Raw genomic sequence first — 26,199 nt, forward strand, 5'->3', positions numbered from 1 at the left:
ACGGTTTGGCAGGCTGCCGAAGAATAGACAAAGATGCCAAAAATTATAAAGGTGCAAAATTAGGGGTAACTTAGGAAAGCTTGGCCGTTGTTGTCGGTATGTAAACAATGCCTGTCTGAATGGTTTTCAGACAGGCATTGTTTAAAGGGCTTGTGTGCGCTCAAGCAGCCATGCTTTCGCTTCGCCTTCGGTTAGCGGCTCGAGCTTCTCGCGCACGGTTGCGTGGTAGCGGTTTAGCCAGTCGGTTTCTTCGGTGGTGAGCAGGCCGGTGTCGATTAAGCGGGTGTCTATCGGGCACAGGGTTACGGTTTCAAAGCAGAGGAAGGTGCCGAACTCGGTTTCCTGCGGTTGGACAACGGGGCGGTTGACGATTAAGTTTTCGATGCGGATGCCCCATTTGCCCGGCCGGTACAGCCCCGGTTCGTTGGATGTGATCATGCCGGACTTCATGGCGGTTTCGGGCTGCGGCATGGCGCGGTAGGAAATCATCTGCGGGCCTTCGTGTACATTGAGAAAATAGCCGACGCCGTGGCCGGTGCCGTGGCCGAACTCGCATTGCGCCTGCCACAAAGGCATACGGCACACCGCATCAAGCAGGGGCGCGGGCAGGTTTTCGGGGAACACGGCACGGGCAAGGGCGATATGGGCTTTGAGCACTTGCGTGTAATCGCGTTTTTGCCGGCTGCTCGGCTTGCCGACGGGAACGACGCGGGTAATATCGGTGGTGCCGCCTTCATATTGTGCGCCCGAATCAATCAGCAAAAGGCCGTTGCCGCTGATTTGGCTGTGTGCTTCGGGCGTGGCGCTGTAATGCGGCAGGGCGCCGTTGGCGTTGAAGCCGGCAATGGTGCCGAAGCTGGGTGAAATATAGCCGGGGCGGAGGCTGCGGTGGGCGGTCAGTATATCGCTGATGTCCAGTTCGTTCACAGGTTCGCCGTTTGCCAGCTTGCGCTCGAACTCGGCAAAAAAGCCGCATAAGGCCGCACCGTCTTCTATCATGGCTTGGCGGATGTGTTCGATCTCGCTGTCGGATTTAACGGATTTGAATAAAGTGCTCGGGTTGGTGTGTTCAATCAGCTCCACGTTTTCAGACAGGCATGTCAAGCTGCTCACGGCTACTTTGGCCGGACTCAGCAGAAGGCTGCCTGAAAGTTGGGTTATGGTTTGCGGCAGATGATGATAATCGGCGGTGCGGATGCCTGCGGCTGCAAGGTGGGCGCGTTCGGGTTGGCCGAGTTTGGTTTCGTCAACAAACAATACGGCCTGCTGCGCGTCAATCAGCAGGTGGGCGAGAAACACGGGGTTGTAGGAAACGTCGTTGCCGCGCAGGTTGGTCAGCCAGGCGATGTCGTCTAAAGCGGAAATCAGATGGTGGCTGGCGCCTTTTTCCTGCATAAACGCCCGTACGCGTGCCAGCTTTTCTCGGGCGGTTTCTGCCGTGTAGCGGGCTTGATGGATGTAGATTTTTTCACGGGGCAGGGCAGGCCTGTCTGAATAGAAACTGTTGATGATGTCTTGCCCGTCGCGCAATGTGATGTTTTTTTTGGCAAAAGCCGCTTGCATGCGGCGCTTTTCCGCCAGCGAGAGCATATCGGCTGCAATGCCGACGGTAGCGTCGGCAGGCAGCTTTTCGGCCAGCCAGTTGATGTGGTTGCCGTTTAACCCGAGCTTCTCAAGATGAATCCCGCTGCCGGCAAGCTGTGTTTCGGCTTGTTCCCAATAGCGGCTGTCGGCCCACAGCGCGGCATCATCGGCGGTAACGGCCAGCGTGCCGGCGGAGCCGGTGAAGCCGGAAAGCCAGGCGCGGGTTTGCCAGTGTTCGGGCAGGTATTCGGAAAGGTGCGGATCGGCGGTGGGGATAATCCAGGCATCAAAACCATTTTGTTTCATAGCGTTACGCAGTTGGGCCAAACGGCGGGCGGGAGTGGTCATAGAGTTTCCTTGTGTGAGGCAAGCGGTAATGTCTGTCTGAAAAGTGTTCAGACAGGCATTATATTTAATTGAACCGGAAATCCTAATGGTTTTTTTCGATCGGTGCGCCGCTTTCTTTCCAAGCGCCGAAACCGCCTTCGATATGGGCGACATTGGTCATGCCCATGTCTTGCAGGGTTTTGGTTGCCAGCGCGCTGCGCCAGCCTGCGCCGCAAAACAGGATGAACTCGGTATTTTCGTTGGCAAAGATTGGTTTGTGGTAGGGCGAGTCGGGGTCGACCCAAAATTCGAGCATGCCGCGCGGGGCATGGAAAGCGCCGGGTACGCGGCCGCCTTGTTCAAGCTCGCGGATGTCGCGGATGTCGATTAAGGTGGCTTTGCCTGCCTCTGCGCGGTGGCGCGCTTCGTCAACGCTGTGGGTGGTGATTTGGCTCATGGCTTCTTCTACCAGCGCTTTGAATCCTTTGGTGATGGGCATGGTTTTCTCCTTTGTTTTGATATGAATAAGGCTGTCTGAAAAGCTCAGACAGCCTTATTTAAACAAATGCCGCTTTAAGATTCAACCGGAATTATGCCGATTTTAATCTGCCATTGCTTCGGCGCGATAGCGTGCACGGATTGGCCGCTGCTGTCCACCGCCACAGTTACGGGCATGTCTTTCACTTCAAACTCGTAAATCGCTTCCATGCCCAAGTCTTCAAAGGCCACCACTTTGGCTTGCTTAATCGCTTTAGCCACCAAGTAGGCCGAACCGCCTACCGCCATCAGGTAAACCGCTTTGTTGTCGGCGATGGCTTCGCAGGCCGCTGCGCCGCGTTCGGACTTGCCGATCATGCCGAGCAGGCCGGTTTGCTCCAGCATTTGGCGGGTGAATTTGTCCATGCGGGTGGCGGTGGTGGGGCCGGCGGGGCCGACTACTTCGTCGCGCACGGGGTCAACCGGGCCGACATAGTAAATCAGTTTGTTGGTGAAATCGACCGGCAGTTTTTCACCTTTGTTGAGCATATCGACCATGCGTTTGTGGGCGGCATCGCGGCCGGTGTAGATTTTACCGTTCAAAAGCAACACATCACCCATTTTCCAAGTGGCCACTTCTTCTTTGGTGATATTGTTCACATCTACGCGCTTGCCGTTGTCGGGGCTGTATGTGATGTCCGGCCAATCATCGAGCGAAGGCGGGGTCAGCACGGCGGGGCCGGAGCCGTCCAATTCAAATTCCACATGGCGGGTGGCAGCACAGTTGGGAATCATGGCTACGGGTTTGGACGCAGCGTGGGTCGGGTAATCCAAGATTTTTACGTCGAGAACGGTAGTCAGGCCGCCCAAGCCTTGCGCGCCGATGCCCAACGCGTTCACTTTTTCAAACAACTCCAAACGCAGGGATTCGGTGGTGGAGAGTTCCGCGCCTGAAGCGGCTTTTTCCTGCAATTCGTGAATATCGACGTGGCTCATCAGCGATTCTTTGGCCAGCAAAGTAGCCTTTTCGGGTGTACCGCCGATGCCGATACCCAGGATGCCGGGCGGACACCAGCCCGCGCCCATGGTGGGGATGGTTTTCAGCACCCAATCGACAATCGAATCGGAAGGGTTAAGCATGGCGAGCTTGGATTTGTTTTCCGAACCGCCGCCTTTGGCGGCGCAGGTTACTTCCACTTTATCGCCCGCTACGATTTCCATGTGGATCACCGCCGGGGTGTTGTCTTTGGTGTTTTGGCGTTTGCCCGCAGGGTCGGCCAAAACCGAGGCGCGTAAAGTGTTGTCGGGGTGGGTGTAGGCGCGGCGCACGCCTTCGTTAACCATATCGGCCACGCTCATTTGCGCATCCCATTGCACGTTCATGCCGATTTTCAGGAATACGGTAGCAATGCCGGTATCTTGGCAGATGGGGCGGTGGCCTTCGGCACACATGCGGCTGTTGACCAGAATCTGCGTCATCGCGTCTTTAGCGGCGGGGTTTTCCTCTCTTTGCCACGCTTTATATAAGGCTTGAATGTAATCGACGGGGTGATAATAGCTGATGAATTGGAAAGCATCGGCAATGCTTTGAATGAAGTCTTCTTGTTTGATAACGGTCATTGATTGTGTCCTTTGCGGTGGTTATTTGTTATTGCGGTTTCATGTTTCAGACAGGCATTGCTTGGTGCGGCAAAGCATGTTCGGTAGAGCGTTATATTACATCATATTTCAGGTGTTTGATAAGCCGATGCCTGTCTGAAAAGGATTAATATTTCATATCGGGGCATTGTTTGTTTGCTATGGTATTTCCGTTTTGGTTTACAATAACGCTATTCGAGTAAACCAAAATAATCAAACGTGAAAATTCTGATTCTCGGCAGCGGACAAGTCGGTTCGACCATCGCCACCAATCTGGCTCAAGACAATGATGTAACCATCATTGATGTGGACGAGCAGGCTCTGAAAAAGATAGGCAGCAAGCTGGATGTGCAAACCATTGTGGGCAACGGCGCTTCGCCGGTGGTGCTGGAAACGGCGGGTGCGGCAGATGCGGATTTGCTGCTGGCGGTAACGCGCAGCGATGAAACCAATCTTTTGGCCTGCAAAATCGCGGCGGATGTGTTCAATATCCCCGACCGGATTGCCCGCGTGCGCCAAAGCGATTATATGGAATACGCTTTGGATAAAGACGGTTTGGAAAACAGCCTGCAGATTTTCGGTGTAACCGATTCTATCCACCCGGAGGAGCTGGTAACCGAGCGGCTGGTTGCTTTGCTCAGTTATAACAATGCGCTGCAGGTGCTCACGTTTGCCGACGAGCGGGCGAAGATGGTGGTGGTGGAAGCGCATAACGGCGGTTTGCTGGTCAACAAGGAGATTTGTGAGATCAACAGCCACCTGCCGGAAGGCGTGGATTGCCAAATTTGCGCGATTTACCGTAACAAACGCCTAATCGTGCCTTCGGCCAAAACCATTATTATCGAGGGAGATGAGGTGTGTTTTGTGGCGGACAGCCGCTATGTGAAAACCATTTTGCGCGAATTGCGGCCGCTGGCGCAGCCCACGAAAAGGGTGATGATTGCCGGAGGCGGCAATATCGGCTACCGGTTGGCCAAGCACGTGGAAAATATTTACGACATCAAAATCATTGAAAACAGGGCAAAGCGCGCTGAATGGCTGGCTGAAAATCTGGATAACGCTTTGGTGCTGTCGGGTTCGGCTACTGATGAAAACCTGTTGGCGCACGAATATATCGACGAAATTGATGTGTTTTGCGCGTTAACCAACGATGATGAAAACAATATTATGTCCAGCCTTTTGGCCAAAGATTTGGGCGCGAGAAGGGTGCTGACCATCATCAACCGCTCGCGCTATGTGGATTTGCTCGAAGGCAACCAAATCGATACCGTGGTGTCGCCGAATCTGATTACCATCGGCCATATTTTGGCGCATATCCGCCGCGGCGACGTGGTGGCGGTGTATCCTTTGCGGCGTGGTTCGGCCGAAGCGATTGAAGTGGTGGTGCACGGTACGCCGGAAACTTCGGCGCTGGTCGGCAGGCGCGTTTCCGAAGTGAAATGGCCCAACGGCTGCCACTTTGCTGCTTTGGTGCGCGGCGACGAAGTTACCATGGGACATAAAGAAGACGCGGTAATGGCAGATGGCGACCACATTATTTTCTTCGTATCCCGCCGCCGCGTGTTGCGCGAGCTGGAGAAGCTGATTCAGGTGAAAGTAGGCTTCTTCGGCTGATGTGTCCGCGTTTTCAGGCAGGCATTGCACTCACATTATTCTTTCAGACAGGCATTTAAAGCTATGCCTGTCTGAACACACCAACCACCATGCAAAACCGTAAAATTCTACCCATTATCCATGTGTTGTCGAAACTCGGCGTGTTTTACTCGCTGATTTTGATGATACCTACGCTGTTTTCCTATTTTTATGTGGACGGCACTTTCTCCGCTTTCGCCAAAACCGCATTCGTTACGCTTATCGGTTCGGTGCTTGCCTGGATGGCAACGTTGAATTTCCAGCGTGAAATGCGCCCGCGCGACGGCTTCACATTGGTGGTGATGCTTTGGCTCGGATTTGCCGCCATTTCCGCCATTCCTTTTTATCTTTACCTGCCGGGCATGAGTTATAACGAAGCTTTTTTCGAAGCCATGTCCGGCCTCACCACCACCGGCGCAACCGTTATTTCCAGCTTGGATACGCTGGCGCCCACTTTGAATTTCTGGCGCCATATGCTCAATTGGCTGGGCGGGATGGGGATTATCGTGTTGGCCGTGGCGGTATTACCTATGTTGGGCTTGGGGGGAACGCAGCTTTTTAAGGCCGAGATTCCGGGTATTGATAAAGACAATAAAATGGCGCCGCGTATTTCGCAAGTGGCGAAAAAATTGTGGATTTCCTATTCGGTGATTACCGTTTCCGCTTTTTTTGCATTGCGCTGGGCAGGTATGAGCTGGTTTGACGCGTTGTGCCATGCATTGTCTGCCACGTCGTTGGGCGGGTTTTCCACTCACGACAACAGCATCGGCTATTTTAATTCGGTCGCTATCGAAACCGTGTTGATCGTGGTAACGATTTTAGGCGGCATTAATTTCGCCTGCCATTTTGCCATGGTGCGCGAGCGTTCGCTCAAGAGTTATTGGAATAACCAAGAAAGCCGCGTTATGTTGGTGTTGTTGGCAGGAAGCATCGTCGCATCAAGCTTTTATTTGTGGTACAAAAATTATTATACGAGCTTTGAAGAAGCATTCCGTTTCGTTAGTTTTAACTTTGTTTCCATCGGCTTGGCCAACGGTTATGCCAATTATGATTTTGCCAAATGGCCGCTGATTGTATCGCTTTGGATGTTTTTCCTATCCAATATTCTGGCCAACACCGGCTCTATGGGCGGCGGCGTGAAGATGGCGCGCGTGGTTGCCTTGGCGAAATTCAGCCTGCGTGAAATGCTGCTGCTGCTGCATCCGAACGCCGTGCGCACGGTAAAAGTGAACAAACGCCTGATTTCCGAGCGAACGGCGCTGGCGGTGATGGCGTTTATCTTTGTTTATTTTATGACGGTGATTTTTTTCACGTTTGCGCAAATGATTGCCGGATTGGACTTTATCACTGCTTTTACTGCAACCATTGCCTGCATTACCAACGCCGGCCCGGGTTTGGGCAGCGTGGGCCCCGCGCATAATTATGCGGATTTAACCGTGTTGCAGAAATGGCTGTGCTGTATTGTGATGCTGCTCGGGCGCTTGGAAATTTTTACCGTATTTATTCTGTTTACACCGGCTTACTGGAAAAAATAAATCAATATAATTATAACAATAAAAGTATTAAATGAAAATTTAGTTTCTAAAGTTACTCTTACTTTTGTAATATATGAAAATGTATTACAAAGTTAGTTCGAAACTAGGAGAAAATTATGAAGAAGTTTTTATTAGCAACTTTAGCTTTGGGTTGTTTTACAAGTGCTTTAGCCAATTCTTCTTTAGGATTTGGGTTTGAACAAATTGATGTTCTAACTCAGACAAATCTATCGGGTATCAACACATTCTTGGGAGGACTTTGGGATTTTATCCGCGATCTTTTCCGAAGCACTTGTCATTTGACTGATACTTGCGGAAGTATTTAAGGAAAAATTTGTTCTCTTTGTTTATATATAATAACTTTTTAAGTTATTTGATTTATAGATAATCTGACTGCAGTAGAGGCCTGTCTGAAATTTTCAGACAGGCCTCTACTGCATGTCTTGTGATACATGTAAATAAAGATTTTTTCGAATCCTAAATCTTATCCGGCAAGTTGGGGAAACAAGCCTTTCAAGCCTGCCACCACAATTTCCACAGACACAGCGGCCAGCAGCATGCCCATGATGCGGTTGAGGATGGTCAAACCGGTTTCTCCCAGCAGATTGCTGATTTTGCTGGCGGCCAGCAGGGTAATGAAACAGATGCTGCTGATAATCGCGCCGGCCGCAACAATAAACAAGGTATCGTTCAGGCTTTTTGCTGCCGAAGCGTAAATAACCACGGTAGAGATGCCGCCGGGGCCGATCATCATGGGGATGGCCAGCGGCACCACGGCAACCGAGGCGGCGCTTTGGGTAGGATGCTTGGGTTTAACGGTAATTTCATTACTTTCTTCTACACCGATTTCCGGTTTCGCCGGATTGCTGCCGGCGCTCATCATAGATATGGCGATTAAAAAAACCAAAAGCCCGCCGCCCACTTGGAAGGCTCCTGTACTGATGCCGAAAAGACGCAGAATCCAGTTGCCTGAAAAAGCGAACACCGCAATCACGATAAACACGCTCAGTGAGGCAATTTGCGCCACTTTTTTCCGTTCGCGCGTGTTGTTGTTGCGGGTGAGGTCGAGAAAAATCGCCAGTGCGCTGAACGGGTTAATCAAAACCATAAAGGCGAGTATGAGTTTGCCGATTTCCATGCCCATTTTTAATGTTTCCTAAATAAATCCTTGTTGGGTTCTGTTTGGGTTTGAGCCTGATCTTTGCGTTCTTTTGAAATGCCCATCAGAATCGCAAGGATCACCATAACGGAGAGTGTGGCGGTGCCGCCGTAGCTTACCAGCGGCAAGGGTACGCCCACTACGGGCAGAATGCCGCTGACCATGCCCATGTTGACAAAGGCATAGCAGAAAAAAGTCATGGTTAATGCGGCTGCCAGGGTGCGGCTGTAAAGCGAATCTGCCTGCGCGGCAATATACAGCCCGCGGCCGAGTATCAAAAGATAAACCAAAAGCAGCAGCAGATTGCCTATCAGGCCGAATTCTTCACCGTAGGCGGCGAAAATAAAGTCGGTGGTGGCTTCGGGGATATAGTCCAAATGGGTTTGCGAACCGTTGAGCCAGCCTTTGCCCCAAATGCCGCCTGAGCCTATGGCAATCATAGACTGCAAAATGTGGTAGCCAGCACCGAGCGGATCTTTGGTGGGATCGAGCAGCGTGAGGATGCGGGTTCGCTGGTAATCGTGCAAGCCGTAATTCCAGATAAGGGGCAAGGAGGCGGCGAAGCCGATTATGGCGATTAAGATGATTTTCCACGGCAGGCCGGCAAAGAAAATCACAAACAGCCCCGATGCCATGATTAATACGGCGGTGCCTAAGTCCGGCTGTTTGAGAATCAGCACAACGGGCACGGCGGTGATTACGGTAGCTATCACATAATGAAACCATTGCAGTTTGTTTTCATAGCGCTGTAAAAACCATGCAATAGTCATAGGTAGGCCGATTTTCATGATTTCCGAGGGCTGTATGCGGGTAAAACCTAAATCCAGCCAACGGGTGGAGCCGTTTACGGTTACGCCGAACAATTCTACTCCGACCAACATCAACACCCCCGCTATATAAACCGGCAAAGCGAGCTTAGACAGGGTTTTGGGTTGCTGCCAGGCAATGAACCAAAGCAGAATAAACCCGATTACGGTATGCAATGTTTTGTTTTCAAGCTGGCCGAAAGTTTGCCCGTCAGCAGAATAAAGCAAAAACATGCTCATAATATAAATGGCCAACATGGCATAGAGCAGCCAGCTGTCGAGCGGCTGCCAAACGATGTGTAAAACTTTTTGCAGCTTGGTTTGCCATTTTTCGGGAGGATGGGTTTTGTTCGGTGTGTTCATGGTAACGGTGCTCCCGAATGGTTTCGCGGCGGAATGCCTGTCTGAAAGCCGGGCAGGGGGGCGAGTGGTGCGGTTGCTGTTCGGCCGTTTGGTGCCGATGCGGTTATTGCCGGCGGCGGAGTTTGATTTGCCGCTGCCTGACCGGTTGGGTTGCCCAGCCCGTTGAGGTTCAACAGGTAATAATCCATTATCTGGCGCACCAACGGTGCGGCGTATGCGCCCCAGCCGCCGTTTTCCAGAATCAGAGCGACAGCGATTTTTGGGTCGTCCACCGGTGCAAACCCGATAAACCAAGCATGGTCGCGGTGTTGTTCGCGCAAGGCCGCCGCATTGTAGCGCGCCCCTTGTTTGATCTGTACAACTTGCGCCGTACCGGTTTTACCTGCGAGCGGATAAGGCGCGCCGCCGATACGCCAAGCCGTGCCGCCCGGGCGTGTTACTTTTTGCATGGCGTGTTTTACATATTCGAAATTTTCCTGCTTAAACGGAATTTCCCTGCTGGCTTCAGGCTCGATCACAATTTTTTCTTTTTTGCCGTAATCCAGAATTTCTTTAACCAAATGGGGGCGGAATACTTTGCCTTTGTTCGCTAAAGAGGCGGTTGCGTGCGCCAATTGCAGCGGCGTGTACGCGTTGTAGCCTTGTCCGATGCTGACCGACACCATTTCTCCGGGCTTCCATTTGCGCTCGGCGGCAGGCAGCTTGGCAAAGCGTTTTTCTTTCCATTCGGGAGAGGGGAGGATGCCGCGGTATTCGTTTGGGATGTCGATGCCGGTTTGCTGGCCGAAACCGAATTCTGCCAAGTATTTGCCTAATTTTTCAATGCCCGCTTCATAACCCAGTCGGTAGAAAAAAGTGTCGGATGAAACTTGGATGGCCTTGCTTAGATTGGCAGAACCATGCCCTCTGCGCACGGAATCGCGGAACACATGGCGGCTGCCCGGAATACTCCACGCTCCGGGCGCGGGGATGACGGTTGTTTGCGTGATTTTTCCGCTTTCAAGCAAAGCCATGCCCATAAAGGGCTTGAAGGTCGAACCCGGGGGATAGAGGCCTTGTGTAACCCGGTTTAGCAGCGGGCGTTGCCAGTCTTCATTCAATGCTTTCCATGTGGTTGAATCGATGCCGTCGATAAACAGGTTGGGATCGAAAGAAGGTTTGGATACGAAAGCCAACACGCCGCCGGTTTGCGGGTCGATGGCAACGGCAGCGCCACGCCTGTCTGAAAAAATGCGGTCAACTTCTTGCTGCAAGCGGATATCCATGGCCAGTTTGAGGGTGAGGCCGTTTTTAGGTTCCTCATTGTTTAAAACGCGCATGATATTGCCGTGGGCATCTTTTTCTACACGTTGGTAACCGGGCGCACCGTGAAGCTGGTTTTCATAATAATTTTCCAGGCCTGTTTTGCCGATGTGCGTGCTGCCTCGATAAAGTGCGCGGCGGTTGTTTTCATTGAGCTTTTCCTGGTCGCGGTCGCTGATGCGGCCGATGTAGCCCAAGAAATGGGCGGTGAGCGCGCCGTAAGGATATTCGCGGAATGTACGGGTATTGATTTCCACTCCTTGAAACTGTGAAAGGTGTGGGGCCAGGCGCGAAGCTTCATCTACGGATAATCTAAGCTTGAGCGGCACTTTTTCATACGAACGGAATTCGGAGCGGAATTTCTTGAAGCGGGTTAAATCGGCTTCGGTAATATCAACATAGGATTTCAGCGCTTCGATAGTGGCATCAATGTGTTTGTTGCCAATGGTTTTGGGACTGAGTTCCAGAGAAAATACAGGATAATTGCGTGCCAAAACCACACCGTTGGCATCGACGATTTCGCCGCGTACGGGCGGTGTGGGAATCAGGGAAATACGGTTTGAAGCCGCTTGAACGGAATATTCCGCATATTTGAATACCTGAAGGTAAACGAAATTGGCCGCCAGTATGCAAAATGAAAGAACAATAACGCAGAAAGCAACCACCAGGCGGCGGTTGAAATCTTTGTTGGGCGCGCGTGTTTCAGCCGCTTTTGAAGTATCTGTTTCTTTCATTTCATGAAGCGGTTAAAGAAATATTTCAAAACTTTGTCTATTAAAGGCCAAAGCAGCATGCCGCTCAATGGCGCAAGCATGCTTTCAAGATGAACCAATTGCCGCTGGCCCACCGCGTGGATAAACAATAATACGGCTTGGATAAGCAGCAAAATGACCAACACGCCGATAAGCTGGCGTGCCGGTGTTTTGAGCCTGCTTATAAAGCCGGGCAGTTGAAGCAAAAAAATGCCTGTAACATAAGCCAGAGCGTGTTGTCCCAATGGTGTTGCGGTGCCCGCATCAACGGCCAGCCCTACCAAAAAGGCGGTAATTAATCCGAATGTTTGGGGGCGGTAAAAAGCAAGAAAAATCAACACTAAAGCGCTGAATTTCGGCAACCAGAAAAAAGTATCGGCCGGAAGCGGTATGAAATCCAGCAGTAATGCGCCTGCAAGTGCTACGGCAACAGGGATTGCGGGCAGGTGGGAGGGAGACTGGCTGAAATTTTTCATGGCTGGTCGGTTACGGCGGAAGAAGCGGCAGCAGATGTCGGTTTTTGGGATAACACCAAAAGATATTTGCTGGATTGCAAAGCAGAAGATGTTTCGAGCTTGGTTTGGTAGTAAGGCGTCCCGGAAGCTTTGGACGCTTCTTTTACACGGGCTACCGGAATGCCGCCCGGATAAACGCTGTCGATGCCCGAAGTGAGTAAAACATCGCCAACCTGTAAATCGGCATCGGTAGGAAAATAGCGCAGCGATACATGGTTGCCGTTGCCAAAAGTCAGACTGCGAACACCTGTGCGCGCCACAGCTACCGGTACAATCAGTTCATTCGCGGATATCAAACGTAAATCTGCGCTGTAACGGCGCGCTTGCGTGATTTGCCCAACCAAACCGTTGCGGTCTATCACGGCATCGCCTACGCGGATGCCGCTTTCGCTGCCTTTGTCGATGACCAGTAAATCGGAAAACGGATTGCTGCCGTTTGACACTACTTCGGCAGCAACCGAGTCGGTAAAATTCAGCTGCTTCAAATGTAAAACGTTTTTTAATTCGTTTAATTCTTTTTCTAAGGCCTGATTTTTGTGGGAAGCTGCCTGCAATTTGATATTTTCTGTTTGCAAAGCCTGATTTTGGCTTTTTAATTCGGTTTGGGAGCGGGCAAGAAGGCTGATGTGTTCATATAGTTCAACCGGTTTGGCGGCAATCCATTGTAAAGGGAAAGTGAAAGATGCGGCAATGCTGCGCACATGCTGCACTGCTTCAAACTTTTGATCCAGCATTAAAAGCGCGATGCTGGTCAGGCAGAGCGTGAAAAACTTGCCTATGGGCACGCGCTTGGGGCGGTCGAAGCTGAAAGACGGTTTAACCATGATATACAGCAGAGTTGGAATCAAAAATTTTTATTAATTCGTTTGCGACAAAATCGGGTGTTGGGTTCCGATTAAATCCAATGCGTAGCCGGTTCCCCGTGCCACGCAGCATAAGGGGTTTTCCGCAATAATTACCGGCAGGCCGGTGGCTTCCGACAATAAACGGTCCATATTGCCTAAAAGTGCGCCGCCGCCGGCCAGCACCAACCCGCGGCCGATAATATCCGACGCAAGTTCCGGCGGGGTAAGCTCCAAAGAGGTAATAATGGCTTGAATGATTCTGTTGAGCGGATCTTTGAGCGCTTCAAATACTTCATTGGAATTGATTGAAAATGTGCGTGGCGTGCCTTTGGAAATGCTGCGCCCGGTAATAATCATGCTTTCCACATTTTCAACAGGATAGGCGGTTCCGATGGTTTGTTTGATGTTTTCCGCAGTGGCATCGCCGATAATGACTCCGAATTCGCGGCGGGCATAGAGAATGATGGCTTCGTCAAAAGCGTTGCCGGCAGTACGGATTGAATTGGCGTAAACCACTTCGTTCATAGCCAAAATGCCGATTTCGGTTGTGCCGCCGCCGATATCGACAATCATGCAGCCGGCTGCTTCGTTTACAGGCAGGCCTGCGCCCAAAGCAGCGGCCATTGGTTCTTCAATCAGGAAAACATCCGATGCGCCGGCGGCTTTGGCTGACTCGGCGATGGTTTTGCGTTCTACTTGTGTGGCTCCGTAAGGTACGCAAATGATAACGCGGGAAGGGCGGCCTTCCGTGGCTTTGCGGATGAAGTGTTTAAGCATTTTGCCGGTAAGCTCGAAGTCGGCAATCACGCCGTCTTTCATCGGGCGTACCACGCGGATAGAAGCGGGCGTGCGGCCCAGCATTTTCTTTGCTTCGGTGCCGATGGCAATAGTAGATTCTTGGTGATGCTCGTCTTCCTGAACCGCGATAATGGAAGGTTCGTTGAGTATCACACCTTTGTTTTTGGCGTAGATAAGCGTATTGGCCGTACCCAGATCGATAGCCAGGTCATGGGACAAAAAACGGTTGAAAAAGCCAAACATGAAAAGCCTTTTTACTGTCTTGGTTATATGTTGGTAACATGATAAGGCATGGCGTTTTTGCAGGTTTTATCGTGTAATGCCTGTCTGAAAAACACCATGCCGGGCAACTGGTTTTCGTTTATAATTTGCAATTCGCGCGCCTGACTGATTCAGAACACCGCGGTTAAGCGTATTATTTATGCTGAATAATACCTTACTGAAGATAATTTTGCTAATTATTATTTTTAAGGATTTACTTTAAATGGCCTTGACATTAGCTGATGTGGAAAAAATAGCCAAACTTTCACGCCTAAGCCTCACAGAAGAAGAAAAAGCGCAAAATCTGCAAGAATTAAACGATATTTTTGCCATGGTTGAAAAAATGCAAACTGTTGACACTGAAGGCGTAGAACCAATGGCTCATCCTCACGAAGTGGCTTTGCGCCTGCGCGAAGATGCGGTTACCGAAACTGATCACGCAGCAGAGTATCAGGCCGTTGCCCCGGAAGTGCGCAACCGCTTGTATATCGTGCCGCAAGTGATTGAAGAATAAAACGGATTCAATATTTTTCAGACAGGCATATTCTATTTAAGAATGCCTGTCTGAAAAGATTAAGCAACATCTGACACAAGACAAGCAGATACCCATGACCCAATACACCTTAAAACAAGCCAGCGAATTGCTGCAAACCAAAAAAATTTCCGCCACCGAGCTGGCGCAAGAATACCTCAACGCCATCGACGCCCGAAACCCCGCCATCAACGGCTACACCACCCTGAATAAAGAATTAACGCTTGCCGAAGCCAAGGCCGCCGACGAACGCTTGGCCGCCGGAAACGCAGGCATCCTCACCGGCGTACCCATTGCCTTTAAAGACATCTTCTGCCAACAAGGTTGGAGAAGCGCGTGTTCCAGCAAAATGCTCGACAACTTTGTTTCCCCCTACACCTCCACCGTCGTGCAAAACCTGCTCAACGAAGGCATGGTAACGCTCGGCCGCACCAATATGGACGAATTCGCGATGGGTTCGACCAACGAAACCTCGTTTGACGGCGCCACTAAAAATCCGTGGAATTTAGAAAACGTACCCGGCGGCTCTTCCGGCGGTTCCGCAGCCGTTATCGCCGCCCGTTTGGCACCGGCGGCATTAGGCTCCGACACCGGCGGCTCCATCCGCCAACCCGCTTCGCATTGCGGCATTACCGGCATCAAACCAACCTACGGCATCGTATCCCGTTTCGGCATGGTGGCTTACGCATCCAGCTTCGACCAAGCCGGCCCGATGGCGCAAACCGCCGAAGACTGCGCCATTCTGCTGAATGCCATGGCAAGCTTCGACGAACGCGATTCCACCAGCTTGGAACGCGCCAAAGAAGACTACACCCGCAACTTAAACCAACCCCTCAAAGGCTTGAAAGTCGGCCTGCCCAAAGAATACTTCGGCGAAGGCATGAGCGCAGACGTACAAAAAGCCATTCAAGCGGCCATCGACCTGCTTAAAGTACAAGGCGCAGAAATGGTAGAAGTGAGCCTGCCGCAAACCGAGCTTTCCATCCCCGCATATTATGTTTTGACCTCGGCCGAAGCCAGCACCAACCTATCCCGCTACGACGGCGTACGCTACGGCCACCGCGCCGCCCGATTCGGCGACTTGGAAGAAATGTACAGCAACACCCGCGCCGAAGGCTTCGGCAGCGAAGTCAAACGCCGCATCATGATCGGCACCTACGTTTTGAGCCACGGCTATTACGACGCCTACTACCTCAAAGCCCAAAAACTGCGCCGTTTGGTAACCAACGATTTTCAGACGGCCTTACAGCAATGCGACATCATCCTCGCACCTACCGCACCCACCGCCGCGCCCAAACTGAACAGCAACATTAACGACCCCGTGCAGATGTACCTTTCCGACATCTACACCATCGCCGTCAACCTCGCCGGCCTTCCCGCCATGACCCTGCCCGCAGGCTTCTCTTCAGACGGCCTGCCGATTGGCGTACAGTTGATTGGCAATTATTTCGCCGAAGCGAAATTGCTGGGCGTGGCGCATCAGATGCAGTTGGAAAGTGATTGGCACAATAAAATGCCTGCCGGTGTTTAAAAAGGGCTACCTGAATAATTAAGGCCGTCTGAAAAATGAATTTGCGATTCAATACCCGGTTAGCAGAAGGTTACAAAAGTGCATCTCAAATTGCCCGTGTGTTGACGGAAAATTGGATGGCTGAAAATATTTATTGTCCGAATTGTGGCTGCAAACCAATTAAAAAGGTAAGAAATAACCGACCTGTACAGGATTTTCTTTGCCATCAATGCGAAGAACAATTTGAACTGAAAAGCAAGAACGGTAAATCAGTAGGTAAAAAAATCAATGATGGCGCATACAAAACCATGATTGAGCGTATTCAGGCTGATGACAATCCGAACTTCTTTTTTCTGTCGTATAGAAAATCAGATTATTCCGTACAGCAATTAATGCTTATTCCCAAGCATTTTATTACTGCCGATATGATTATCCGCCGCAAACCTTTACCTGAAACTGCCAAACGAGCAGGATGGGTAGGTTGCACAATTGATATCGGCAAACTACCTGAAAGCGGCAAGATACTGTTGATTCACAAGCAGCAAATCATTGAGCCTGAAAAAGTACACGAGCAATGGCAGGCTAATTTGTTTTTAAGGCAGCATCAATCTAAAAGTAAGGGCTGGCTCTTGGCAATAATGAGATGTATTGAAAACCTGCCTGAGCAATTTGAGTTAAAACAGGTGTATGCGTTTGAGCAGCAATTGTCTATTCAATTTCCTGAAAACAACCACATTAAAGACAAAATCCGCCAGCAGCTGCAAATTTTGCGTGATCAAAATGTGATTGAATTTTCTGCCCGAGGACGGTATAGGAAAGTAATGTCAAATAATCCTGATTGGTAATAAAAAGGAGTTTCTAATGACTAAGCGCGAAGAACTTTTAGAAAAACAACGCCAGCTTCATGTTGTGTTCAACGCATGGATGTCAGATAAAAAACAGCGTGAAGTTGTCGTGTATCGGCGTGAGAATGGCGATCTCATCCGTCATTACCCTGACGGCAAAGAAAAAGTTATTAAATATGCCGTCAAATAATTTAGCTGTTTTCTACTGTGGCACGAATGGAGCCGGTAAATCCACATTGCGTTCGTTTAATCAGGATGCTGTTCAAATCATCATTGATTCGGATCATATTGCAGCACAAATTCATCCAGTCGCACCCCGTTCAGTAGATTTTGAAGCGGGAAAAGAAGCACTCAAACTGTTTAAATTTGCTTTAGAGAAGCGTATTTCTTTTTCAATGGAATCCACTTTATCGGGGTATTCCATTGTACAGCGAATTAAAAAAGCCAAACAATGCGGGTTTTATGTGCGGCTAAATTATGTAGGTGTAGCAGATGTGGAGTTGAATGTAGAGCGTGTAGCAGCCCGTGTAGCGGCAGGCGGGCACTTTATTGACGAACAAACAATACGGCATCGTTATAAAATCAGTCGGACAAATCTGCCTTTAGTTTTGCCGTTTTGTGACGAGGTCTTCATTTACGATAATTCGGATGACAAGCCTAAAATTATTTTTTGGTTACACAATAAAAATCTGATGCAAATGGAAACCAAACTGCCTAAGTGGTGCGCAATGTTGAAACAAGAATTACTGGATATGGGTTTCATACCCGACCAATCTACCTAAATTTTAAAATATTCCTTGATTTTGAAAGATTTTTTATGACCTGGGAAACCGTAATCGGACTGGAAATCCACGTCCAATTAAATACCAAATCCAAAATTTTCAGCGGTGCTTCCACCGCTTTCGGTGCCGAGCCGAATGCACATGCCAGCGTGGTGGAATGTGCTTTGCCGGGCGTGTTGCCGGTGATGAACCGCGAGGTGGTGGAAAAGGCTATCAAGCTCGGTTTGGCTTTGGATGCGAAAATCAACCAAAAAAACGTGTTCGACCGTAAAAACTACTTCTACCCCGATTTGCCGAAAGGCTATCAAATCAGCCAATTGGATTTGCCGATTGTGGAACACGGCAAGTTGGAGATTGTGGTGGGCGACGAAGTCAAAACCATCAATGTTACGCGTGCGCACATGGAAGAAGATGCGGGCAAATCGGTGCATGAAGGCTTGAGCGGTGCAACGGGCATCGACCTCAACCGCGCCGGTACGCCTCTGCTGGAAGTGGTTTCCGAACCGGAAATGCGTTCCGCCGCCGAGGCTGTGGCTTATGCTAAAGCTTTGCACGGCTTGGTAACGTGGCTGGATATTTGCGACGGCAATATGGCGGAAGGCTCGTTCCGTATCGATGCCAACGTATCGGTGCGCCCGAAAGGCCAGCAGGAATTCGGTACTCGTCGTGAAATCAAAAACTTAAACTCTTTCCGCTTCTTGGAACAGGCGATTAATTATGAAGTGGAAAGCCAAATTGAGATTTTGGAAGACGGCGGCAAAGTGCAGCAAGCGACAATGCTGTTTGACCCCGATAAAGGCGAAACCCGCGTGATGCGCCTGAAAGAAGACGCGCACGACTACCGCTATTTCCCCGACCCCGATTTATTGCCGGTGATGATTTCAGACGGCCAGTTACAAAAAGCGAAAGACGAAATGCCTGAGCTGCCGTCTGAAATGGCACAGCGTTTCGTAGCCGATTTCGGCGTGAGCGACTACGATGCCCGTTTGTTAACCGCCAGCCGCTCTCAAGCCGCTTTCTTTGAAACCGCCGCCCAAGCCAGCGGACAAGGTAAATTGGTAGCGAACTGGATGAACGGCGAATTGGCCGCTACATTGAACAAAGAAGGTTTGAGCCTGTCTGAAAGCCCGATTCAGGCCGACCGCCTGGCCGGATTGGTGGCGAAAATCGCCGATGGCACATTAAGTAACAAACTCGGCAAACAGGTGTTTGAAGCGATGTGGGGCAGCGATTTGGATGCCGAAGCCATCATCGAACGCGACGGTTTGAAACAGATGACCGACACCGGCGCGATTGAAAAAATTATCGACGAAGTGTTGGCAAATAACGCCAAATCGGTGGAAGAATTCAAAGCCGGTAAGGAAAAAGCCTTCAATGCGCTGGTGGGCCAAGTGATGAAAGCCAGCAAAGGCAAAGCCAATCCGCAGCAGGTGCAGGAATTGCTGAAAGCGAAACTGGCTTGATAATGCCGCTTGCTAGCACAATGCCTGTCTAAAAACTTTTTTCAGACAGGCATTGTGTTATTTCTTTCTTGTATTGTTTTCAACAACATGGTTATCATCAACACTTAAACAAGTTAACAGCAGGCTGTTTGAAATGATGAAACGAGCGTTTATTCTGAGTGATTGCGAACCACCCGAGTGCGAGGAAAAGCCTTATGCCTTACTTACGGCCAATGTTACCAAAGGGCATCATTTGTAAGAAATCCTCGCGTTGTTTACACAACAGATTGAGAAAAATAAGCCTGTAAAACCTCAAAAGGCGTATCGCCCTTCAAGCCCTTATGCGGCTTAACCGTATTATAAAAATTCACAAAACGGCACAATTCCTTCTGCCTGTGTTCCGAATCCATAAACGGAACTTTGTCATGCCACATTTCCATCAGGGTGCGGATTACCCGTTCTGCCTTACCGTTGGTCTGCGGTCGGGCAATACGGGTAAACTTCTGGTTGATGTTGTTCTGCACACAGGCAACCGCAAACGGATGCGACGCATTGCCACGGTATTCCATGCCGTTGTCCGAATAGGCGCATTCGATGGTATAAGGACAACAGTCAATCACATCACGCAAAAGGAACTTGGCCGCACTAGCCGCTGTACGGTCGGGCAAAATGGCCGCATACAGTTCGCGGGAATAGTCGTCAATGGCGACAAACAGGTAATCTCTTGAGGCGGTTGCTTTTTGGTTTTGCAACAAAGGCAGTCGTTTGGTGTCGAAATGCACCATTTCGCCGGGATAGGATTTGTTGTAGCGTTTGGCCTGTTTCTTGAGCTTTTCTTCGATGTGTTTTTCCACTTTTGCCAAACGCTTCATTCCGTATTTGGCCTGTTTGAAACGGTTGTTGGTGCTGTTTTGTGGTGCGAGCAGCTGCAGCCGTGCGGCCTTTAGGATGCGGTAAATGGTAACCCTGCTGACTTGGTATTGCCGGGCCAGTGAGGTAACGGTGATTTTATCCTGCGTATAGGCGCGCCAAACGGCTTGGCGTTGGTGCGGGGTAAGGCGGGTGTTTTTATGGATGTTCATGGCAGTATTGTCTTTCAAATACTGTAAACAACGCTAGAGTTTCTTACACAATTTGGAAGTAAACAATTTATATACATTGTCGTTCGTGGGCGGCAGCGGAGGCAGCCAATACAATTTGGAAAGCTGGTTCAGCCGCCATGAAAGCGGCTATGAAGAAGCATGCCATGCTTTGCGGTTGGTGAGCAGCGGCAGACAAAAAGTGCCGAAGGCTTTATGGCGCATTTTGCAGCTGAAACTGCTCGGCATTTTTAGAAATCCCAATAATCACAATATTTTATTTGTACACAGCTTGCATCAGGCCGTGTTGTCGCAGCTGCCTGAAGTGAGCGCGGAGTTTGTAAAGCTGATTGAGCAAAGGCCGCAGCCGCGTTTGGCACGCATCTTGAATACCTTTGCCTTTTCTCCCGAAGGCTATACGCGTTGGCTGGCTAATCTTTACGGCATGCTTAGCGACGGGGTAATGCAGCCTTCTTTGTTTGAACGCATGTTTGCAGGCTTGTTTGCCGAGCCGGATGCGGTAAAAATCGAAGTGTTCCGCTATACGGACGAATCTGACTGCTGCCTTTTTGCCGACACCGGCTTTTGTTTGCAGGCATCTCAGCAACAATTGAGCGTGGGCGTGAGCATTTCCGCCGATATGTTTGCCATAGTGCATCTCCGGCGCGAGCGGTGGGAAAACTTGAAAAACCATTTTGCCGAACAAGTGCCGCATCCGCCTAATATGGATATGAAAGTGTTTGATAACAACCACCAGCAACGCGCCACTTACAACCGCCTGTGTATCAGAGAGGCGAGAGAAGCGGTATTCGGCAGAAGCAGGCGGCGGGAAGATTATTTTTGATTTGGCTATAACGCAGTATTTTCAGGTTTAAACGAGCGAACATGCCTGTCTGAAAAGTTTTTCAGACAGGCATTGTGACTAGTAGGGCGGGCAGGGATGGCCGCCCTACGGTTTAATCGTTATATAAATTTTGAATTTCAGACGGCATGCTGCTGCCCCAAACCGCATTGAATAAACCCGAAGCCACATCCTGATGAAACGAAGAATAGGGCCAATCACACACTTGCTCGGCATGGCCGTGCTTAACGGGATTGTAATAAATGTAATGAATATGGTTTTCCAAATCCCGCTCGTTTCGGATGGCATGTTCCCAGAAACGGCTTTGCCAAATGCCGCTTTCCCGCTTATTGGATTGGGTCGTATTGGGTGAGCGGATTCCTTCGGGCAACCGTTTGCTGAAGTTGATTTTCAGATTTTGAATGCGCCGTGAAAAATCACGGTCATGTTCGGGCAAGCGCATAATGCAATGGAAGTGGTCGGGCAAAATGCAGATGGCCACGGTTTCAAACGGCAAATGCCACAGCGTTTCACGGTAGGCCACCCGAAATTCGCCGATATAGCGGGTGAGGTAATTCTTTGAACAGTTGTTCAGATTTGCCGTGAAAAATACATACCGCCCGGCACATAATGGCAGCGGAAATTGGGCATGACGTTTTTCTTTTTTTGTGTTTTATCCGCAGATCTCAAAACCATCAATTGTAGGGCGGGCATTCTTGCCCGCTTAGTTATCGTCATCAATTAATTTTAGATTATGAGCATGATTTAATATGGTGCAAGCCATATGAATAGGTTCAAAGCTAATGCCAATAGTCGAACCAGACGGTACTTTTAATGTAGGGGCATCTTTTTGAGATACTGAAGTTATTGCTCTTTTCGTTAAGATACCTATTATTTCTCCATCTTTATTCATAATAGGTCCTCCGCTTGCTCAAGAATGCATAGATGTGTCTATCATAAAAACATTAAATGATAATTCTATATTATATTGAGGTTTATCTATAAGGATAGATCCTGAAGATTGTATTTGTCTTATATTAGAAATATATCCACGTTTAATGATGGGACCTGTCATATCAGATAGATAACCAAATTTCATTGCATCATAGAATAAATCTACATTTTCTATATTTGGTTTTAAATTCTTTTCAATTTGAAAAGGAATTTCTAATTCATCTGAATATCCTGCACACAAAACCTCTTCTCCTAGTTTTATTTCACCATATATGGTTTTCAGTATTGGATAATCAAAATCCAGAGTGTTAATAGGTTTTATGATAGCTTGATCAATTTGAATAAGATTTTTAAAGGCTGGAAATAATATATGAACCCCACAGATTAATATACGGCACTCTAATAAGGACTTACCAGGAAACTTGGCAAAAATTTTGATAGCTGAATCATTATAATCTTCATGCTTTAATGGCATCCTTCCTGTTATCACATGACCAGCAGTCATAATTTGGCCATCCTGAGTAAAGGCAAATCCGGTTCCCTCACTAATTAATTCATCATTCAAAAATACAGTAATGTAACAACACGCTTGTGAAATTTGATTATAAAATTCTTGATTCATCATTTATAAAACCTAAATTTATAAATACAGATAGCGGGCAGGGATGTCCGACCTACGGTTATGCCTGTCTGAAAAGTTTTTCAGACAGGCATTGTTCACTTCTCCCCCAATTTCTTCAAAACCGCTTTCACCGTCTGAATCCGTGTTTCCACATCTTCCATCACTGCGCTTACGCCTAATTTGTCCGCACCGGCCATGCGGTAGTTTTTGTTGCTTTGCATCAGCAGGATAATCTGCGCGGGGTCGATGTTGTGGTGTTTGCCGAAGGTGAGGGTAACGGCGTCGCTGGTGGCATCGATCGCGTCTATGCCCATTTCTTTGGCAATCAGGCGGATGCGGTGGCTTTCGATTAGGGTTTTCACAGGTTGTTCGGGCAGGCCGAAGCGGTCGACGAGTTCTTCGTGCACGCTGTTGATTTGGCCTTCGGTTTCGCAGGTGGCGAGGCGTTTATAGAGCACGAGCCGTTCGTGGATGTCGGGGCAATAGCTTTCGGGCAAAAGCGCGGGGCTGTGCAGTTTGATTTCGGTGGTTACGCCCAGCGGTGCGTCGAGGTCGGGTTGGCGGCCTTTTTTGAGGTCGCGCACGGCTTGTTTGAGCATTTCGGTGTAGAGGGTGAAGCCGACCTGCATCATTTCGCCGCTTTGCCCTTCGCCGAGGATTTCGCCGGCACCGCGGATTTCCAAATCCTGCATGGCAAGGGTAAAACCTGCGCCGAGTTCGTCGGCGGCGGAAATGGCATCGAGGCGTTTTTCGGCATCTTTGGTGATGTATTCGGGTGTGAGCAGGTAGGCGTAGGCTTGGTGGTGGCTGCGGCCGACGCGCCCGCGCAGTTGGTGCAGTTGGGCAAGGCCGAATTTGTCGGCGCGGTTGATGATGATGGTGTTGGCGTTGGGGATGTCGATGCCGGTTTCGATGATGGTGGAACACAGCAGCAGGTTGAACCGCTGTTGCAGGAAGTCGCGCATCACTTGTTCGAGTTCGCGCTCGCGCAATTGACCGTGGGCAACGCCGATGCGTGCTTCGGGCAGCAACTCTTGCAGGCGTTCGCGCATGTTTTCGATGGTTTCGACTTCGTTGTGTAAAAAGAATACTTGCCCGCCGCGTTTGAGTTCGCGCAACACGGCTTCGCGCACGCTGGCTTCGCTGAAAGGTTTGACGAAGGTTTTAACGGCCAAACGGCGGCTGGGCGCGGTGGTGATGAGCGAGAAATCGCGCAAGCCTTCGAGCGCCATGCTGAGGGTGCGCGGAATGGGGGTGGCGGTAAGGGTGAGGATATCGACGTTGGCGCGCAGGCGTTTGAGCTGCTCTTTTTGGCGCACGCCGAAGCGGTGTTCTTCGTCGATAATCACCAAACCCAAGTTTTTGAATCGGATGTCGTCTTGCACAAGTTTGTGCGTACCGATAACGATATCGACTGTGCCGTCGGCCATGCCGGCGAGCGTGGCTTTGGTTTCTTTGCTGCTGTTGAAGCGGGAAAGCTGGGCGACTTTAACGGGAAAATCGGCGAAGCGGTCGCTGAAATTTTGTGCGTGTTGTTCCACCAGCAGCGTGGTGGGGGCGAGCACGGCCACTTGTTTGCCGCCCATTACGGCCACGAAGGCGGCGCGCAGGGCGACTTCGGTTTTGCCGAAGCCGACATCGCCGCACACGAGCCTGTCCATCGGTTTGCCTTGGGTGAGGTCTTTGAGTACGGCGGCGATGGCGGCGGCTTGGTCTTCGGTTTCTTCGTAGCCGAAGCCGTCTGAAAAGGCTTGGTAGTCCAATTCGTTAAACTGGAATTTAAAGCCTTCTTGTGCGGCACGTTGGGCGTAGAGATTGAGTAGTTCGGCGGCGGTGTCGCGGGCTTTTTCGGCGGCTTTGCGTTTGGCTTTGTTCCACGCAGCAGTGCCCAAACGGTGCAGTTGCACGTTTTCATAGGCATGGCCGGAATAGCGGCTGATCAGGTGCAGCTGCGACACGGGCACATAAAGCTGGGCTTCGTTGGCGTATTCGAGCAGCATCATTTCGGTGCTGCCTTCGCCCAAATCCATGCTGACCAAGCCCATATAGCGGCCTATGCCGTGCTCTTCGTGTACCACGGGATCGCCGATGTTGATTTCGGCCAAATCGCGCAAAAGGCCGTCTGAAACTTGGGCGTGTTTCTTACGGCGTGCGGTGCGGCTGCGGGCGACGTATTGGTAGAGGTCGGATTCGGTGATAACGGCGAGGCCGTCTGAAAAATAGGGCAAGTCTGTGCTGTCGGCCTGTTCAGACGGCAACTGAAACCCATAAGCCAACTGCGTTACGGTAATGCACAACGGCGCATCGCTGTCTAAAAACGACTGCCAGCCATCCACACTTTGCGCTTTCAAGCCGTGCTGCTGCATAAAGCCGAGCATGGTTTCGCGGCGGCCTGCACTTTCGGCACACAGCAACACTTTACCGTTAAAGGCCGTCTGAAAACTTTGCAGTGCGGCGAGCGGGGTTTCGGATTGGCGGTTCACGGCCACATCGGGCAGCGCGTGTTGTTTGCCGTGGAAGTCGGGCAGGATTTGCCCGTAAGGTTTCAGACGGCCTGCAAACTGGTCTTCGCTGAGATACAAATGCTGTGGATGCAAAGGCGGGTAAGCATCATCGCCCTGCGCCATCGCATAACGGGTTTTCACGTCCGCCCAAAAGCGCGCAGCTTCGGCGTGTACGTCGCCGAGGCACACGACAACGGCTTCTTCGCCGATATAGTCGAACAATGTGGCGCATTCGTTTTCAAAAAACAGCGGCAGATAATATTCCACGCCCGCACCGAAATGGCCGTTGCTCACGGCTTTGTACACGGCGGCGGCGTTATAGTCGCCCTCGATTTCTTCGCGGAAACGGCTGCGGAAGATTTTTTGCGCGTCGTCATCGGTGGGGAACTCGTGCGCGGGCAGCAGGCGGATTTCGCTTACCGGAGCAAGCGTGCGCTGGGTGTCGGGGTCGAAAGTTTTGATGCTGTCGATTTCATCGTCGAACATATCGAGGCGGTACGGCAACTCCGCGCCCATCGGAAAAATATCCAAAATACCGCCGCGCACTGCAAATTCGCCGGCGGCAATCACGTTGGAAACATGGCTGTAACCCGCTTCAATCAAGTTTTCCCGCAGCGCGTCGATATCCAAAGTCTGGCCGGTTTTCAGCCAAAACGTGCGCCCGAGCAGAAACGACACCGGAGCGAGCTTCTGCATAGCGGTGGCCACCGGCACCACCAACACGTCGGCCTGCCCGTTTTTCAGCTGCCACAAGGCAGAAAGCCGCTCCGAAACCAAATCCTGATGCGGCGAAAAACGTTCGTAGGGCAGCGTTTCCCAATCGGGCAGAAACACCGCATTATCCTGCGGGCGGAAAAACTGCCACGCGGTTTGCAGCCGCAAAGCCTGCTCCACATCTTGCGTGAGAATGATTTTTACAGGTTGTTCAGGCAGGCATTCGGTAAGCATCAAAGGCAGGCTGCCGCGCGAAAGGCCGAGCCAGCGGGATTTTTGGGCGGGGGCGGGGATGGGATAATTCATGATGTATAAATGGTTTTAGCTGCCGGAAAAGTTCAGGCAGCTTGGGTTGTCGGAATAGGGCGTTATTTTAGCAG

General features: G+C 50.4%; 24 protein-coding genes. 10 read left to right on the top strand and 14 right to left on the bottom strand.

The genetic code is table 11. The features are described 5' to 3' along the window. Nucleotides 1-141: 141 nt before the first annotated feature. The 3 genes from EL143_RS07630 to EL143_RS07640 all read right to left on the bottom strand — a co-directional run bounded on the left by EL143_RS07630 (nt 142) and on the right by EL143_RS07640 (nt 4,008). Nucleotides 142-1,932 (bottom strand): aminopeptidase P family protein, encoded by a 1,791-nt coding sequence (locus EL143_RS07630; RefSeq protein ID WP_085415524.1) that lies wholly within the window; start codon nt 1,930-1,932, stop codon nt 142-144. 82 nt (nt 1,933-2,014) lie between these two features. Then, nucleotides 2,015-2,410, bottom strand: a complete 396-nt coding sequence (locus EL143_RS07635) for a rhodanese-like domain-containing protein (protein ID WP_085415523.1) — start codon at nt 2,408-2,410, stop codon at nt 2,015-2,017. A gap of 74 nt (nt 2,411-2,484) precedes the next feature. Then, nucleotides 2,485-4,008: a fumarate hydratase gene (locus tag EL143_RS07640; protein ID WP_085415522.1), complete on the bottom strand. Its 1,524-nt coding sequence runs from the start codon at nt 4,006-4,008 to the stop codon at nt 2,485-2,487. Between the two features lie 237 nt (nt 4,009-4,245). Here EL143_RS07640 and trkA point away from each other — a divergent pair, with 237 nt between their 5' ends. The 3 genes from trkA (at nt 4,246) to EL143_RS07655 (ending at nt 7,519) form a co-directional block, all read left to right on the top strand. Next, complete coding sequence (trkA, locus tag EL143_RS07645) at nt 4,246-5,640, top strand: Trk system potassium transporter TrkA (RefSeq protein WP_085415521.1); 1,395 nt, start codon at nt 4,246-4,248, stop codon at nt 5,638-5,640. A gap of 89 nt (nt 5,641-5,729) precedes the next feature. Further along, nucleotides 5,730-7,193 carry a TrkH family potassium uptake protein gene (locus tag EL143_RS07650; protein WP_085415520.1) on the top strand — a complete coding sequence of 488 codons (1,464 nt, stop codon included), beginning with the start codon at nt 5,730-5,732 and terminating at the stop codon, nt 7,191-7,193. Between the two features lie 116 nt (nt 7,194-7,309). Further along, on the top strand, nt 7,310-7,519 hold the full coding sequence (locus tag EL143_RS07655) for a hypothetical protein (RefSeq protein ID WP_126326692.1): 210 nt from the start codon (nt 7,310-7,312) through the stop codon (nt 7,517-7,519). Nucleotides 7,520-7,677: 158 nt separating this feature from the next. Here EL143_RS07655 and EL143_RS07660 read toward each other — a convergent pair whose 3' ends face one another. Genes EL143_RS07660 through EL143_RS07685 form a run of 6 tightly spaced genes read right to left on the bottom strand, consistent with a single transcriptional unit; the run spans nt 7,678 to nt 13,976 of the window. After that, the gene (locus EL143_RS07660; protein ID WP_085417501.1) at nt 7,678-8,337 is read right to left on the bottom strand and encodes a MarC family protein; all 660 of its coding nucleotides are present in this window, start codon (nt 8,335-8,337) and stop codon (nt 7,678-7,680) included. A 2-nt stretch (nt 8,338-8,339) separates the two neighbouring features. Continuing rightward, nucleotides 8,340-9,521, bottom strand: coding sequence for a rod shape-determining protein RodA (gene rodA, locus EL143_RS07665; protein ID WP_085417502.1), 1,182 nt, complete (start codon nt 9,519-9,521; stop codon nt 8,340-8,342). After that, entirely contained in the window at nt 9,518-11,557 is a 2,040-nt protein-coding gene (gene mrdA, locus EL143_RS07670; RefSeq protein WP_085417503.1) for a penicillin-binding protein 2, read from the bottom strand. Before mrdA ends, rodA begins: the two co-directional genes overlap by 4 nt. Next, nucleotides 11,554-12,051 carry a rod shape-determining protein MreD gene (gene mreD / locus EL143_RS07675; protein WP_085417504.1) on the bottom strand — a complete coding sequence of 166 codons (498 nt, stop codon included), beginning with the start codon at nt 12,049-12,051 and terminating at the stop codon, nt 11,554-11,556. Before mreD ends, mrdA begins: the two co-directional genes overlap by 4 nt. Next, on the bottom strand, nt 12,048-12,914 hold the full coding sequence (gene mreC, locus EL143_RS07680; protein ID WP_085417505.1) for a rod shape-determining protein MreC: 867 nt from the start codon (nt 12,912-12,914) through the stop codon (nt 12,048-12,050). Before mreC ends, mreD begins: the two co-directional genes overlap by 4 nt. Before the next feature lie 33 nt (nt 12,915-12,947). Beyond that, a complete protein-coding gene (locus tag EL143_RS07685) occupies nt 12,948-13,976 on the bottom strand; it encodes a rod shape-determining protein (protein ID WP_085417506.1) in 1,029 nt (342 codons plus the stop codon). A 241-nt stretch (nt 13,977-14,217) separates the two neighbouring features. On the opposite strand from EL143_RS07685, the gene gatC reads away from it, so the two are divergent. From gatC to gatB, 6 genes are all read left to right on the top strand, one after another. Continuing rightward, nucleotides 14,218-14,508, top strand: coding sequence for an Asp-tRNA(Asn)/Glu-tRNA(Gln) amidotransferase subunit GatC (gatC, locus tag EL143_RS07690; RefSeq protein ID WP_054618858.1), 291 nt, complete (start codon nt 14,218-14,220; stop codon nt 14,506-14,508). A gap of 94 nt (nt 14,509-14,602) precedes the next feature. Then, the gene (gatA, locus tag EL143_RS07695) at nt 14,603-16,057 is read left to right on the top strand and encodes an Asp-tRNA(Asn)/Glu-tRNA(Gln) amidotransferase subunit GatA (RefSeq protein ID WP_085417507.1); all 1,455 of its coding nucleotides are present in this window, start codon (nt 14,603-14,605) and stop codon (nt 16,055-16,057) included. 35 nt (nt 16,058-16,092) lie between these two features. Then, complete coding sequence (locus EL143_RS07700) at nt 16,093-16,881, top strand: DpnI domain-containing protein (protein WP_085417508.1); 789 nt, start codon at nt 16,093-16,095, stop codon at nt 16,879-16,881. Between the two features lie 16 nt (nt 16,882-16,897). Continuing rightward, on the top strand, nt 16,898-17,071 hold the full coding sequence (locus EL143_RS12380; protein WP_004285333.1) for a hypothetical protein: 174 nt from the start codon (nt 16,898-16,900) through the stop codon (nt 17,069-17,071). Continuing rightward, complete coding sequence (locus EL143_RS07705) at nt 17,007-17,663, top strand: zeta toxin family protein (RefSeq protein WP_232001258.1); 657 nt, start codon at nt 17,007-17,009, stop codon at nt 17,661-17,663. Before EL143_RS12380 ends, EL143_RS07705 begins: the two co-directional genes overlap by 65 nt. A 35-nt stretch (nt 17,664-17,698) precedes the next feature. Next, a complete protein-coding gene (gatB, locus tag EL143_RS07710; protein WP_085417509.1) occupies nt 17,699-19,126 on the top strand; it encodes an Asp-tRNA(Asn)/Glu-tRNA(Gln) amidotransferase subunit GatB in 1,428 nt (475 codons plus the stop codon). Nucleotides 19,127-19,380: 254 nt separating this feature from the next. Here gatB and EL143_RS07715 read toward each other — a convergent pair whose 3' ends face one another. After that, complete coding sequence (locus EL143_RS07715) at nt 19,381-20,187, bottom strand: integrase core domain-containing protein (protein ID WP_126326518.1); 807 nt, start codon at nt 20,185-20,187, stop codon at nt 19,381-19,383. A gap of 52 nt (nt 20,188-20,239) precedes the next feature. On the opposite strand from EL143_RS07715, the gene EL143_RS07720 reads away from it, so the two are divergent. Next, nucleotides 20,240-21,028, top strand: coding sequence for a hypothetical protein (locus EL143_RS07720; RefSeq protein ID WP_211276030.1), 789 nt, complete (start codon nt 20,240-20,242; stop codon nt 21,026-21,028). Between the two features lie 112 nt (nt 21,029-21,140). On the opposite strand, the gene EL143_RS07725 is transcribed toward EL143_RS07720, so the two are convergent. The 4 genes from EL143_RS07725 to mfd all read right to left on the bottom strand — a co-directional run bounded on the left by EL143_RS07725 (nt 21,141) and on the right by mfd (nt 26,125). Next, nucleotides 21,141-21,662: an REP-associated tyrosine transposase gene (locus EL143_RS07725; RefSeq protein WP_126326694.1), complete on the bottom strand. Its 522-nt coding sequence runs from the start codon at nt 21,660-21,662 to the stop codon at nt 21,141-21,143. A gap of 87 nt (nt 21,663-21,749) precedes the next feature. Next, nucleotides 21,750-21,938, bottom strand: a complete 189-nt coding sequence (locus EL143_RS07730) for a hypothetical protein (protein ID WP_126326696.1) — start codon at nt 21,936-21,938, stop codon at nt 21,750-21,752. An 18-nt stretch (nt 21,939-21,956) separates the two neighbouring features. Beyond that, nucleotides 21,957-22,604: a hypothetical protein gene (locus EL143_RS07735; protein ID WP_085415995.1), complete on the bottom strand. Its 648-nt coding sequence runs from the start codon at nt 22,602-22,604 to the stop codon at nt 21,957-21,959. A gap of 92 nt (nt 22,605-22,696) precedes the next feature. Beyond that, nucleotides 22,697-26,125 carry a transcription-repair coupling factor gene (gene mfd, locus EL143_RS07740; RefSeq protein ID WP_126326698.1) on the bottom strand — a complete coding sequence of 1,143 codons (3,429 nt, stop codon included), beginning with the start codon at nt 26,123-26,125 and terminating at the stop codon, nt 22,697-22,699. Nucleotides 26,126-26,199: the final 74 nt, after the last annotated feature.

This window comes from Neisseria canis (genome assembly GCF_900636765.1).
GTDB classification, from domain to species: Bacteria; Pseudomonadota; Gammaproteobacteria; order Burkholderiales; family Neisseriaceae; genus Neisseria; species Neisseria canis.

Excerpts from the sequence above, each read along its gene's own strand:
- EL143_RS07715 (WP_126326518.1), bottom strand. The coding sequence starts at position 20,187 with ATGAACATCCATAAAAACACCCGCCTTACCCCGCACCAACGCCAAGCC.
- mrdA (WP_085417503.1), bottom strand. The coding sequence starts at position 11,557 with ATGAAAGAAACAGATACTTCAAAAGCGGCTGAAACACGCGCGCCCAAC.
- EL143_RS07635 (WP_085415523.1), bottom strand. The coding sequence starts at position 2,410 with ATGCCCATCACCAAAGGATTCAAAGCGCTGGTAGAAGAAGCCATGAGC.
- EL143_RS07650 (WP_085415520.1), top strand. The coding sequence starts at position 5,730 with ATGCAAAACCGTAAAATTCTACCCATTATCCATGTGTTGTCGAAACTC.
- mreD (WP_085417504.1), bottom strand. The coding sequence starts at position 12,051 with ATGAAAAATTTCAGCCAGTCTCCCTCCCACCTGCCCGCAATCCCTGTT.
- EL143_RS07660 (WP_085417501.1), bottom strand. The coding sequence starts at position 8,337 with ATGGGCATGGAAATCGGCAAACTCATACTCGCCTTTATGGTTTTGATT.
- EL143_RS07730 (WP_126326696.1), bottom strand. The coding sequence starts at position 21,938 with ATGAATAAAGATGGAGAAATAATAGGTATCTTAACGAAAAGAGCAATA.
- EL143_RS07700 (WP_085417508.1), top strand. The coding sequence starts at position 16,093 with ATGAATTTGCGATTCAATACCCGGTTAGCAGAAGGTTACAAAAGTGCA.
- EL143_RS07655 (WP_126326692.1), top strand. The coding sequence starts at position 7,310 with ATGAAGAAGTTTTTATTAGCAACTTTAGCTTTGGGTTGTTTTACAAGT.
- EL143_RS07705 (WP_232001258.1), top strand. The coding sequence starts at position 17,007 with ATGGCGATCTCATCCGTCATTACCCTGACGGCAAAGAAAAAGTTATTA.
- EL143_RS07685 (WP_085417506.1), bottom strand. The coding sequence starts at position 13,976 with ATGTTTGGCTTTTTCAACCGTTTTTTGTCCCATGACCTGGCTATCGAT.
- gatA (WP_085417507.1), top strand. The coding sequence starts at position 14,603 with ATGACCCAATACACCTTAAAACAAGCCAGCGAATTGCTGCAAACCAAA.
- rodA (WP_085417502.1), bottom strand. The coding sequence starts at position 9,521 with ATGAACACACCGAACAAAACCCATCCTCCCGAAAAATGGCAAACCAAG.
- gatC (WP_054618858.1), top strand. The coding sequence starts at position 14,218 with ATGGCCTTGACATTAGCTGATGTGGAAAAAATAGCCAAACTTTCACGC.
- EL143_RS07630 (WP_085415524.1), bottom strand. The coding sequence starts at position 1,932 with ATGACCACTCCCGCCCGCCGTTTGGCCCAACTGCGTAACGCTATGAAA.
- gatB (WP_085417509.1), top strand. The coding sequence starts at position 17,699 with ATGACCTGGGAAACCGTAATCGGACTGGAAATCCACGTCCAATTAAAT.
- EL143_RS07640 (WP_085415522.1), bottom strand. The coding sequence starts at position 4,008 with ATGACCGTTATCAAACAAGAAGACTTCATTCAAAGCATTGCCGATGCT.
- mreC (WP_085417505.1), bottom strand. The coding sequence starts at position 12,914 with ATGGTTAAACCGTCTTTCAGCTTCGACCGCCCCAAGCGCGTGCCCATA.
- EL143_RS07735 (WP_085415995.1), bottom strand. The coding sequence starts at position 22,604 with ATGATGAATCAAGAATTTTATAATCAAATTTCACAAGCGTGTTGTTAC.
- EL143_RS12380 (WP_004285333.1), top strand. The coding sequence starts at position 16,898 with ATGACTAAGCGCGAAGAACTTTTAGAAAAACAACGCCAGCTTCATGTT.
- mfd (WP_126326698.1), bottom strand. The coding sequence starts at position 26,125 with ATGAATTATCCCATCCCCGCCCCCGCCCAAAAATCCCGCTGGCTCGGC.